The sequence below is a fragment of the Ferruginibacter profundus genome (assembly GCF_054783275.1).
The window spans coordinates 889,708-902,404 of sequence record NZ_BAAGQW010000003.1 but is presented as its reverse complement, the minus strand read 5'-3'; the positions used below and the strand labels follow the sequence as shown (position 1 = coordinate 902,404).

Genomic DNA, 12,697 nt, shown 5'->3' with positions numbered 1-12,697 from the left:
TATAAACCCCGAGGATGGTTAAAAAAATAACTAACATGAAAAAAATGAGCCTGCTGATAATAGCAGCAATAATAAGCCAGGTAGTTTTTTCGCAGGATACAGATTCCGTCAAAAAAAAATCATCAACAACTATAACCGGATCTGTTGATGGTTATTACCGGTATAATTTCAATAATCCCAAAAGCAGTCCTTACAACAGCTTTACCGGTTTTACCAAAACCAGCAACTCTTTTGAATTAGGTATGGCATCACTAAGAGCCAATCATAGTTTTGGAAAAGTAAGTGCCACAATAGATATAGGTTTTGGCAACAGGGCAGAAGAGTTTGCATACAACGATGCCAATACAAGGTCAGCTATCAAACAGGCTTACCTCAGTTATGCACCTTCAGCCATGGTTAAGTTTACATTAGGCACATGGGCAACGCATGTGGGCTACGAAATGCTGGACCCTTATTTAAACAGGAATTATAGTATGAGCTATATGTTCACTAATGGCCCCTTCTCTCATACTGGTATTAAGGCCGATATCAGTTTAGGTGGTAAGAGTGCTTTGATGCTCGGTATTTCAAACCCTGTTGACTATCGCTCTGCACCCGCAAAGCCTAAGTCTGTAATTGCACAATTTTCAACGGCTACAAAAAATGACAAGCTGAAAGCGTATTTTAATTTTGTTGGTGGCACACAAAGTGCAACAAAAAAATTAATACAAGGGGATATTGTAGCCACATACACCGTAACCACTAAATTCAACATAGGAGTTAATGGAACATTGCAAGCTGTACAATTAAAAGACAGTACCAGTGCATCAAAAACATCAACCTGGAGCGGCGCAGCCTTATACCTGAATTTTGATCCCGTAAACTGGTTTGGTTTAACGCTGAGGGGAGAATACATTGCTGATAAGGATCAATACCTGGGATTGAAAAATATTTTTGCTCCGACATTATCAGCGAATTTTAAAATTGATAACCTCACTATAATCCCTGAAGTAAGATCAGATAACGCAGGTAATCCGGTTTTTTATAAAAATGCCACCACATTTACTAAAACTACCGCCAGCTTTATTTTGGCAGCCACCTATCATTTTTAATACTGTAATTTTAAAAAGCGATTTGCAAATACAGCCAATGCCCGGAGAAAAAGAAAATAACGTACAACACTTTCTTGACCTGATAAAAAAATCAAGAAGAGGAAAGTTTAAAATTTACATTGGCATGAGTGCCGGTGTGGGTAAAACGTACCGTATGTTACAGGAAGCCCGGTCCTTATTAAAAAATGGCATCGATGTAAAGATCGGTTACATCGAAACACATAACCGTAAAGAAACCCATGAGTTGCTGGAAGGTTTGCCTGTTGTGCCAAGACGGCAATTATTTTACAAAGGAAAAAACCTGGAAGAACTGGATGTGCAGGCAGTTATTAACCTGCGGCCGGAAGTAGTGATCATTGACGAGCTGGCACATACCAATATTGAAGGCAGTAAAAATGAAAAACGCTGGCAGGATGTGATAGAGATCATTGAAGCCGGCATCAATGTCATCAGTGCTGTGAATATTCAACACATAGAAAGCCTGAATGAAGAGGTAAAAAAAATTACCGGTGTGGAGGTAAAAGAACGGATTCCGGATAGCGTGTTGGCACAGGCAGATGAAGTAGTGAATATCGACCTTACAGCTGATGAATTAGTTACACGTTTAAAAGAAGGGAAAATTTACCAGGCTGAAAAAATTGAAACGGCATTAAAGAATTTTTTTCAGAATGAACATATCCTGCAATTGCGTGAACTGGCATTAAAAGAAGTAGCCAGCCAGGTAGAAAGAAAAGTAGAAACGGAGGTAACCAAAGTACATGCCATCAAGCACGAAAAGTTTTTGGCCTGCATCAGTTCCAACGAACAAACTGCAAAAACGGTGATCCGTAAAACAGCAAGACTGGCAAATTATTACCACAGCAAATGGTATGTGCTATATGTGCAAACACCCGATGAAAGTGCGGACAAAATTGCATTGGATAAACAACGGCACCTGATCAATCACTTTAAACTGGCAACTGAACTGGGAGCCGAAATTATTAAAGTAGAAAATAAGCATGTGGCAAAGGCCATCATTGAACAATGTGAAGAAAGAAATATTACTACCATCTGCATCGGCAAACCACATTTAAGTTTATTAAAAGTAATTTTGGCTACCAATGTATTCAATGAATTGCTTAAAAAATTATCCTCAAACGATATTGACCTTGTAATTTTAAGCTAAAATAAAAGCCATGTGTTTTCTTAAATGCGTTAAATGCCTCTAGGGTAAAAAATATTTTTTGAAAGGGCCATGATAAATTTATAGAAATGAAAATTAAAGCAAAACTTTTCTTAGGTATCGGTTTGCTGTTTGCCATGATAGTGTTGTTAACGGCTATCGGGAGTATTTACATCAACAAGCTTTCAGCCGACACTAAAAATATCTTAGTGGCTAATTACAATACGCTGGATTATTCCAGGCAAATGCTGATTGCTTTAAATGATGATGGTTTTACCAATACCAGCATTGCAAAATTTGAAAGCAATTTGCAAAAGCAACAACATAATATTACCGAACCGGGTGAACAGCAATTAACGGATCAGCTCTCGCTGAATTTTAACAGGCTGAAAAATAATCCGGCAGATACCGTGCTGTTGGCTACCGTACATAATAACCTTACCGATATTATGCTGCTTAATATGCAGGCGATAGAACGTAAAAGTGCTGTGGCCAAAAAAACAGCAGATGATGCTACTTTGTGGATTGCATTGGCGGGTACATTTTGTTTTTTAATTGCTTTTGTATTGCTGGTAAATTTACCAGGCAATATTGCCAACCCTGTAAAAGAACTAACGGAAAGTATAAAAGAAATTGCTGCCCAGAATTATTCCAAACGGGTACATTTTGATAAACATAATGAATTTGGCGACCTGGCCAACGCCTTTAATACCATGGCGCAAAAACTGGAAGAATATAAAACCAGTAATATTGAAAAACTGATGATGGAGAAAAAGCGTATTGAAACACTCATCAGCAATATTAAAGACCCTGTAATAGGTTTGGATGCAAAAAAGCACATTCTCTTTATGAATGAGGTAGCACTTAAAATCACAGCACTTAAAGCCGAAGATACAATTGGCAAACAAATACAGGATGTGGCAGTGAATAATGACCTGATACGTTCATTGATACAGGATTTATTTGCTGCCACAAACGAAAAAAATAATACCAAACATCAACCCATTAAAATTTATGCTGATAATAAAGAAAGTTATTTTGAGAAACAGGTGGTACCAATTAACATAACTCCAACCGGAGAAAAAGAAGAAAAATTTATTGGGAATGTAATTTTATTACAAAACATTACACCGTTTAAAGAATTGGATTTTGCCAAGACAAATTTTATTGCCACGGTATCACACGAATTAAAAACACCCATCTCATCTATAAAAATGAGTTTGCAATTACTGGAGAACGAACAGATCGGTAATGTAAATGAAGAACAAAAGAATTTAATCGGCAGTATTAAAGACGATGCCAACCGCTTACTGAAAATAACAGGCGAATTACTGAATATGACCCAGGTGGAAAGTGGCCATATACAGATGGCCCTTGCAGCAACTGATGTGCAGGAGATTGTAAACTATGCCGTTAATGCCAACAAAGCTGCGGCAGAACAAAAAAATATCAGGCTGGAAGTATCAACACCTGATGAATTGCCGCAGGTGCTGGCTGATGAAGAAAAAACTGCCTGGGTGCTGACTAACCTTATATCCAATGCTATAAGGTACTCGTATGATAATGCTGCAGTGCACATCATGGTAAAACATTATGCAGATAAAATTGAATTTACAGTAACTGATACAGGGCAGGGCATTGCACCGCAGTACAAAGAAAAAATATTCGACCGCTATTTTCGTGTGCCCGGAACCAAAAAAGAAGGTACGGGCCTGGGTTTATCTATCAGTAAGGAATTTATTGAAGCACAGGGAGGAACAATAAATGTACAAAGTGATTTTGGAGCAGGTAGCAGTTTTACCATTATTTTAAATGCAGTTACAGCATAAACCAGTTTCAACTAATCTCCTCACACTCACAATTTTAATGCAGCATTATGGCTGCTTTTTTTATGGCCTGCAACATGAATTTTGTGTTAAGTGGCAAAAAAAAGTGATGGAAACTTTGGCAACTTGAAAAGTTTCCATAGTTTTGTGCCCGATTAAGCAGTAAAAAATTGAAAGACAGAATTAAACAAAAAGCCCACGACCTGTTCATGCAATTCGGAGTAAGATCCGTTACCATGGATGAAATTGCGCTGCAGATGGGGGCCAGTAAAAAGACGATTTACCAGTATTACGCCGATAAGGATGAACTGGTGGATGCTGTAATGGTTGACATTATTAATCACAACCAGGAATGCTGCCTGCAGGACAGGCAAACTGCCAAAGATGCCATCCACGAAGTGTTTATGGCTATGGATATGATGCAGGAAATGTTCCAGAACATGAATCCCACCATTTTATTTGAACTGGAAAAATACTATCCTAAATCATTTGAAAAATTCAAACAGCACAAATATACTTTCCTGTTTAAAGTGCTGCAGGATAACCTGGAATGGGGCATTACTGATGAATTGTATCGTAATGACATTAATACAGATGTATTAATTAAAGCAAGGCTGGAAACTATTATGCTGCCTTTTAATCAACAGGTATTTCCTAAAACCAAATACAATATGGTAACGGTGCAAACCACCTTAACCATCCACTTTTTATTTAGCCTGGCTACAATAAAAGGGCATAAACTAATTACAAAATATCAACAAGACAGAATAAAAAAGACGAACACCAATGAAAAAATTTTGGCTCACTAACACCGCTGCATTAAGTATGGTGTTATTATCTGCAGGTGCTTATGCACAGCAGAAAAACGAATTCACTGTAAAGCAGGCTGTAGACTACGCTATGAAGAATGCAACACAGGTAAAGAATGCCCTGCTGGATGTAAAAGTGCAGGAGCAGGTAAACCGGCAGATCACCGCTGCGGCTTATCCACAGGCCAGTGCAAGTACCGGCTTTACACATTACCCTAATATCCCCGTAACATCGCTGCCCAATTTTATCAGCCCTGCTACCTACCAGGTATTAGTAGACGAAGGTGTGAAAAACGGTGCCGGTAACCCTGTTACTTTTCCCAATGGCGGCGATTTTGGAACTATAGCGGCGCAGTTTGGTGTACCATGGACGGCTAATGCAGGAGTAGATGTAAGCCAGCTGTTATTTGACGGCCAGGTATTTGTTGGCCTGATGGCAAGAGGTGCGGTATTGGACTATTATAAAAAGACGGCAGCAGTTACACAAGAGCAGATCAAAGCTAATGTGATGAAGATTTATTATCAACTGGTAGTTGGCCAAAGCCAGCTGGCTTCTCTGGATGCTAATATTACACGTTTTGAAAAACTGCTGAACGATACTAAAGAAATCTATAAAAACGGGTTTGCCGAAAAACTGGATGTAGATAAAGTGACAGTGCAGCTGAATAATATAAAAACAGAAAAGGAAAAAGTGGTTAACGCACTTACTGCCGGTAACAGCGGGTTAAAATTTCTGCTGGGTATGCCGCAAAAAGAACAATTGGTTTTATCCGATACTTTAAGCGAAGCAGAATTGAAGGATGATATACTAAATGCCAGCTACGATTATAAAGACAGGAAAGAATTTCAGTTGCTGACTGTGGCAGAAAAATTAGGCGGGTATAATGTTCGCCGGTATAAACTAAGCAAACTACCTACTGTTGCAGCGTTTGGTAGCTACAGTAAAAATGCACAACGCAGTAAGTTTGATTTTTTTGGAAAAGGAGATTGGTTTACTACTTCTTTAGTGGGCGTAAAAATTTCTGTGCCGCTGTTCGACGGGTTTAAAAAGAATGCACTTATCCAGCAAAGTAAATACGAACTGGAAAAAACACAAAACAGCATTGAACAACTGAAACAAAATATTGATTACGATGTGGAGCAAAGCCGCATTAAAATGACCAGTGCATTGCTTACAATGGATAATCAAAAGAAGAATGTTGTACTTGCAGAAAATGTATACAATATCACCAAGAAAAAATATGAGCAGGGGCTTGGCAGTAACCAGGAAATATACAATGCACAAACTGAGTTAAAAGTAGCTCAAACCAATTACTACAGCAGTTTATACGATGCCATCACAGCAAAAATAGACTGGTTAAGAGCAGTTGGAAAATTATAATCATCATAAACAATAAGCATCAAACTAACAATATGAAAGAGTTAAAAACATTAGGGTTAATTATTACTGCAGCTGTTATTATGGCAAGTTGCGGCGGAAGTAAAAAAGAGGGAGAAGCAGCTATCAATGATAAAAAAGCAGCTTTGGAAAAATTAAAAGCAGGCAAAACACAAACCGAAGCAGAAATAAAAAAATTGCAGGAAGAGCTGGCAAAAATTGATACCAATGCAGCCAACAATGCTAAAATAAAACTGGTAAGCGTAACACCGGTGGGTACAGAAAATTTCCAGCATTTTATCGACCTGCAGGGTAAAGTAGACGCAGAAAATATTTCTTACATAACACCCAGGGGAATGGGCGGCCAGGCTAAAGCAATTTATGTTAAGCAAGGCGACTTTGTTAAAAAAGGCCAGTTATTATTAAAACTGGATGATGCTATTATGCGGCAGAGTGTAGTAGCAGCGAAGCAACAATTAGAAGGAATAAAAACGCAATTAAACTATGCAAAAAATATTTATCAGCGCCAGAAAAATCTTTGGGACCAGGGCATTGGTACTGAAGTTCAATTGATCTCTGCCAAAACGAATGTTACAAGTTTGGAAAATCAATTAGAATCTGCAGGAGAGCAAATCAAAACATTACAAGAACAATTAAATACTGCTAATGTATATAGCGATGTTTCTGGTATTGCTGACGCAGTTAATATACGTGTAGGAGAAACTTTTCAAGGTATGCTACCGACAAATCCTCCTACTCCGCAAATAAAAATAGTAAACACTTCATCATTAAAAGCGGTTGTCAATGTTCCTGAAAATTATTTAACCAGGATGCATAAAGGTTCTCAGGTGCAAATATTTATTCCGGATGCAAATAAAACAGTTAATTCCACTATTTCATTGATCAGTCAATCTATCGATCCATCACAAAGAGGTTTTATTGCCGAAGCAAAAATACCTTATGATGCCATATTAAAACCCAGCCAGTCAGCAGTGGTAAAAATTCTTGATTACGCAGCGGCAAATGTTATTGTAATTCCGGTTAACGTAATACAATCTGATGAAACGGGTAAATATGTTTATGTACTTACCCAAAGCAGCAATGGTAAAACTACGGCACATCGTGTAACAGTAGCTATTGGAGAAGTATATGGCGAAAAAGTGGAAATAAAAGCGGGGCTTAAAGCAGGCGACCAATTGGTTACCGAAGGATTTCAGAATTTGTATGAAGGACAAACAATAACTACAAAATTGTAACACCTTCACAGAATAAACAGAACTAACGTATTTTCTTTTTAAAGACAGGGACGAAACAAAAATATTTTTATGAATTTCATAGAAGGAGTAAAAGATAAATTTAAACAGTTTGGGCTTACCAGCTGGGCTGTAGACAATCGTACTGCAGTGTACATTATAGCGGTGCTGATATCAGCCTTTGGACTGATCAAATTCAACACCATGCCTAAGGAGCAATTTCCGGATATCGTGGTACCTACCATTTCGGTAGTTACAGTATACGCCGGTAATTCGCCCAAGGATATTGAGAACCTGGTAACAAGGCCTATTGAAAAACAACTGAAAGGCATCAGCGGTGCCAAGGTTAAAAAAATTACCAGTACCTCCCAGGCCGATTACAGTTTGATTGTAACCGAGTTTGATACGGATGTAAAAACAGAAGTAGCCAAACAAAAAGTAAAAGATGCTATTGATAAGGCAAAAACTGATCTGCCCACTGATCTTACTTCAGAGCCGGATGTACAGGAATTTGCATTCAGTGAATTACCCATCATGTTTGTGAATGTGAGTGGCGATTATGATGGCATTAAACTTAAACAGTATGCCGATAAACTCCAGGACAGGTTTGAAGAACTGACAGAAATTACCCGTGCAGAAATTGTGGGTGCGCCTGAACGTGAGATACAGGTAAATGTAGATCCTTATAAAATGAGCCAGGCGAGGGTAAGTTTTATGGATATTGAAAATGCCATCAGCCGGGAGAACAGGGACGTTACAGGTGGTACATTGGAAGTGGGTGATATGAGGCGTACCATAAAAGTAAAAGGACAATTCGTAAGTGCATTAAACCTCAATAGCATTGTAGTTCGCAGCAGTGCACAAGGCGCCACTGTTTATTTAAGAGATATTGCTCAACTGGTAGATACCGTTAAAGAAAAAGAAAGTTATGCCCGTTTGGATGGTAAGAATGTGGTAACACTGAATATAGTAAAACGTGCAGGAGAAAACCTGATTGAAGCTGCAGATAAAATTAAAGGTATTGTGGCCGAGATGAAAGATAAGCAGGATCTGCCCAAAGATTTAAATGTAGTAATCACCGGTGACTTAAGTAAAGCCACTAAAACATCTTTTAACGAACTGGTAAATACCATCATCATTGGTTTTGTATTGGTGCTTATCATTCTCATGTTTTTTATGGGTGTTACCAATGCCTTCTTTGTGGCATTAAGTGTACCGCTGAGTGTGTTTGTTGCATTTATGTTTTTGCCACTGGCTGATGGAATAATCGGTACAACAGTTACCCTGAACTTTATCGTACTCTTTGCATTGCTGCTGGGGCTTGGTATTATTGTGGATGATGCCATTGTGGTAATAGAAAATACGCACCGTATTTATAATAATGGTAAAGTGCCAATTGTACGAAGTGCGAAAGAAGCAGCAGGTGAAGTTTTTATTCCGGTGCTTGCAGGTACTGCCACTACACTGGCGCCATTCTTCCCTTTATTATTATGGAAAGGGTTAATCGGTAAGTTTATGATCTACTTACCTACCATGCTTATTCTTACTCTGGCGGCATCGTTAATTGTAGCATTTATCTTTAACCCGGTTTTTGCGGTAAGCTTTATGAAGCCGGAGGGAAAGGAATATGAAAAACCAAAACGTGCTATCTGGACCAATAAATGGTTTATCATTTTTGCAATAGCCGGAATATTATTACATGTACCAGGCTTTCATGGCACAGCCAACTTTCTTTTAATGATGGCATTGCTGATGATACTTAATGCTTATGTATTGAACGATGCCATACACGCTTTTCAAAAGAAAGCACTGCCATGGCTGATGAATCATTACGAAAGATTATTGAAATGGGTGTTGGTGGGCTGGAGGCCGGTATGGGCATTTGCATCATTGTTTGGTTTGTTTATTGTTGCCATATTATTATTAATGGCAAGGGGTAATAAATCAACATTCTTCCCCAGCGGCGATCCTAATTTTATTTATGTGTACTTAAAATTACCTGTTGGTACAGATGTTAAATACACAGATAGTGTTACGCATGTACTGGAAGGCAGGGTACAAAAAATATTAGCAAAAGAATTACCCACTATCCCGGGCGGTATTGTAGAAAGTATCATTACCAACGTAGCGGTAAGTGCAAACAATCCAAGAGATAATAACAGGAGCGTACAACCTAACTTAGGCCGTATACAGGTTTCGTTTGTGGAGTATGATAAGAGGGAAGGTAAAAAGACCTTGCCGTTTAAAGAAGAGATACGCAGGCAGATGACGGGTATACCCGGCGCCAGTATTGAAGTGGCACAGGAAGATGGCGGGCCGCCAACAGATCCACCGGTAAACATTGAAGTACAGGGTGATAATTTTGAAAGTATTGCAAAAGTAGCTAACGACCTGTCGCACTACATGGATACCAACCAGATCAACGGTATTGAAAATTTACAGATGGATGTGGATCTGAACAGTCCGGAAATTACCATTAATGTAGACAGGGAAAAAGCAATGATGGAAGGATTGAGTACCGGGCAGATTGGTATGGAATTACGTACGGCTTTATTTGGTAAAGAAGTAAGTAAATTAAAAGATGGTGAAGATGAATACAAAATTCAGTTACGTACAACAGACCTGGTGCGCCATAATATAACAGACCTGATGAATATGCGTATAACCTTTATGGATATGAATACCATGAGGGTGAAAAGTATTCCTATCAGTGCAGTAGCAAGTCTGGATTATACTACTGCCACAGGTGCCATAAAACGTAAGAACGTAAAACGTACCATACAATTACAAAGTAATGTTCTTGACCCAACCATGGTAGGGCCAATAAATGCAGAGTTGCAGCTTAAGCTGGATGATTTTAAAGCGAAAAATAAAATCCCATCTGATGTTACGCTGAAACTAAGCGGGCAAAGTGAGCAGGAAAAAGAAACCAGTACGTTTTTGTTTTATGCATTGTTAGGAGCTTTAGCTATTATATTCATGATATTGGTATTGCAGTTTAATAGTATCAGTAAACCATTTATTGTGATCACCGAAATTTTCTTCAGTATCATAGGTGTATTGCTGGGCTACGCATTTACAGGTATGACGATAGCAACGATCATGCTCGGTGTAGGTATCATTGCATTGGCAGGTATTGTTATTAAGAATGGTATCTTACTGATAGAATTCACTGATGAGTTAAGGGGCAGGGGCATGCGCACAAGGGATGCGGCCATAGAAGCCGGTAAGATCCGTATCATACCGGTAATGCTTACCGCCATTGCAACCATACTGGGCCTGTTGCCACTGGCAGTTGGTTTTAATATTGATTTCGTATCTTTCTTCCAGCATTTGAATCCGCATATTTTCCTTGGTGGTGATAGCGTGGTGTTCTGGGGGCCTTTAAGCTGGACGATGATATTCGGTTTAATATTCGCATTCTTCCTTACTTTAATAATGGTACCCAGTATGTACCTTATTTCTGAAAGATTGCGCCGCCCGATGGAAAGATTTTATGGCACTAAATTTATAGGTCTGTTAGGCTTTGCAGGACCATTCTTTTTCATCTTTGTGGGTATTATGTACCTGGTAAAAAGACTGCAGGGCAAAAAAGTCTGGAATGGCACATTGAAGAACCCAAAATAAAACAGGGCGTTTGATTAAAGGGGAAGCAGGATTTTTTACAGGAAGCTGTTCAGCAATGAACAGCTTTTTTTTGCCACGGATAATTTTTTTTTTTAATTCTTAAGGATTATGAGAGAGTTGCGGCTTTTTTCTTGGCTTTACTGTTTTGTGTTTATAATCGTTGGATAAAATGCTGATATTGCCGTCTACCTCTAAAACAGCAAGATCAACTTTTGCAACATCGGTTACACCATGTTCTCTTATTGCCCTGTCCAATTCATCCACCGACATCATGGCATGTTTCAGCCCCATTTGTAACACTTTGCCATCCTGTACTAAAACGATTTTTTCTCCCTGTACTATACTGCTGAATTTTTGAGATTTTCGCAGGAAGAATTTGAAAATATAATTGGCAATAAATAAACCCAGTGCTGCCACAATTCCTCCGGGCAAAGAAGTATCGTTACCCACCATTGCATTTTGCACACTGTTACTGATCAGTAAAATAAATACCAGGTCAATTACAGAAAGCTGTGCCAATTCCTTTTTACCAAAAAAACGAATGGCAGCAATGATAAAAAGATATACCGCTACAGATTTACCTGCAATGATAAGATAAGGGAGTACCTGGTTCATAAATTATATTTTAAGCAATGTTACCTGTTGTATATACTTCACTAAAGTAAAATATATTTCAGTGATCTGGTGATATCATTTTATATGCCCCTTCTTAAAGCGGCATCATCAAAAAAAGCGCTAAAATTTATAAGCAATACCATTGGAAAAATTATAATAAAATTTTCCTATCGGCACTACCGGCTTTGAATCATACAAACTGGAAAAGGCGATGGCAAAATCAAAATGTTTACTAAAGCTTACACTGAATCTTACGCTGTTGGCAATACGGTAATGGGTAAAGAAATTACTGAATGGCGCCTGGTAAAATACAATAAACGAAAGATTACTGTTGGCAGAAGTTTTGCCTTCGAGTTTTACATAATTATTGGATTTTAATAAGCTGGTGGTTTGATTTTTTTCTATGGCTGGCTTTAATGCAGAATCAACGGCAGTATAATTCCAGGTTTCCGTTTCGTACATAATGCCCGAAGCAACACTCAGCTCCCAGTTATTTTTATGCCAGAAACCATAGCGTGCATTTTCTCCTGTAATAAAACGTTTCAGCATACCCCTGGAATTATCCCATTGGTATTGCACAAAAGTTTCCGGCTGCCAGGTATTTTTATAATTGTGTCGCCAGCGCAAATGAACATAACCCGAATTAAGAAAATCCTGCCCCCCATCATAGGTAAAGCGATAGCTGGCAGCCAGTATCAGTAATTCTTTATAGTGTTGCAATTGAAAATTCAGGGCATTAGTGGCATCCAATAATAAAGTCTTTTGTTTATCACCTTCCAGCGAAATGGAAATATTGCCATTGGTAACAGATTTTTTTACGTAGGCCGAAGTATCTGTCTGGTCAATAGTTAATATCTGCGCCTGCAGGGAATTTACAAACCATAGCATTGTGATGAATAAAAATTGTCTTTTCAAAATATTAAGCAGGTTAAATTC

At 38.4% G+C, this 12,697-nt stretch carries 9 protein-coding genes; 7 read left to right on the top strand and 2 right to left on the bottom strand.

Features of this window, described 5'->3' with window-relative positions; translation table 11 throughout:
* Positions 1-35: 35 nt before the first annotated feature.
* From ACYVM0_RS23595 to ACYVM0_RS23565, 7 genes are all read left to right on the top strand, one after another.
* A complete protein-coding gene (locus ACYVM0_RS23595; protein WP_460561300.1) occupies positions 36-1,091 on the top strand; it encodes an outer membrane beta-barrel protein in 1,056 nt (351 codons plus the stop codon).
* A gap of 37 nt (positions 1,092-1,128) precedes the next feature.
* Positions 1,129-2,256 carry a sensor protein KdpD gene (locus ACYVM0_RS23590; protein WP_460561298.1) on the top strand — a complete coding sequence of 376 codons (1,128 nt, stop codon included), beginning with the start codon at positions 1,129-1,131 and terminating at the stop codon, positions 2,254-2,256.
* Between the two features lie 86 nt (positions 2,257-2,342).
* Positions 2,343-4,082: an ATP-binding protein gene (locus ACYVM0_RS23585; protein WP_460561296.1), complete on the top strand. Its 1,740-nt coding sequence runs from the start codon at positions 2,343-2,345 to the stop codon at positions 4,080-4,082.
* Positions 4,083-4,249: 167 nt separating this feature from the next.
* Positions 4,250-4,888 carry a TetR/AcrR family transcriptional regulator gene (locus tag ACYVM0_RS23580; protein ID WP_460561294.1) on the top strand — a complete coding sequence of 213 codons (639 nt, stop codon included), beginning with the start codon at positions 4,250-4,252 and terminating at the stop codon, positions 4,886-4,888.
* A complete protein-coding gene (locus ACYVM0_RS23575) occupies positions 4,866-6,269 on the top strand; it encodes a TolC family protein (RefSeq protein ID WP_460561292.1) in 1,404 nt (467 codons plus the stop codon). The genes ACYVM0_RS23580 and ACYVM0_RS23575 overlap by 23 nt, the downstream gene beginning before the upstream one ends.
* A 32-nt stretch (positions 6,270-6,301) precedes the next feature.
* Entirely contained in the window at positions 6,302-7,522 is a 1,221-nt protein-coding gene (locus tag ACYVM0_RS23570) for an efflux RND transporter periplasmic adaptor subunit (protein ID WP_460561290.1), read from the top strand.
* 69 nt (positions 7,523-7,591) lie between these two features.
* On the top strand, positions 7,592-11,146 hold the full coding sequence (locus tag ACYVM0_RS23565) for an efflux RND transporter permease subunit (protein ID WP_460561288.1): 3,555 nt from the start codon (positions 7,592-7,594) through the stop codon (positions 11,144-11,146).
* 99 nt (positions 11,147-11,245) lie between these two features.
* Here the strand turns inward: ACYVM0_RS23565 and ACYVM0_RS23560 are convergent, their stop codons facing one another.
* The gene (locus tag ACYVM0_RS23560) at positions 11,246-11,761 is read right to left on the bottom strand and encodes a DUF421 domain-containing protein (protein WP_460561286.1); all 516 of its coding nucleotides are present in this window, start codon (positions 11,759-11,761) and stop codon (positions 11,246-11,248) included.
* A 120-nt stretch (positions 11,762-11,881) separates the two neighbouring features.
* The gene (locus ACYVM0_RS23555; RefSeq protein WP_460561284.1) at positions 11,882-12,676 is read right to left on the bottom strand and encodes a hypothetical protein; all 795 of its coding nucleotides are present in this window, start codon (positions 12,674-12,676) and stop codon (positions 11,882-11,884) included.
* Between the last annotated feature and the right edge of the window lie 21 nt (positions 12,677-12,697).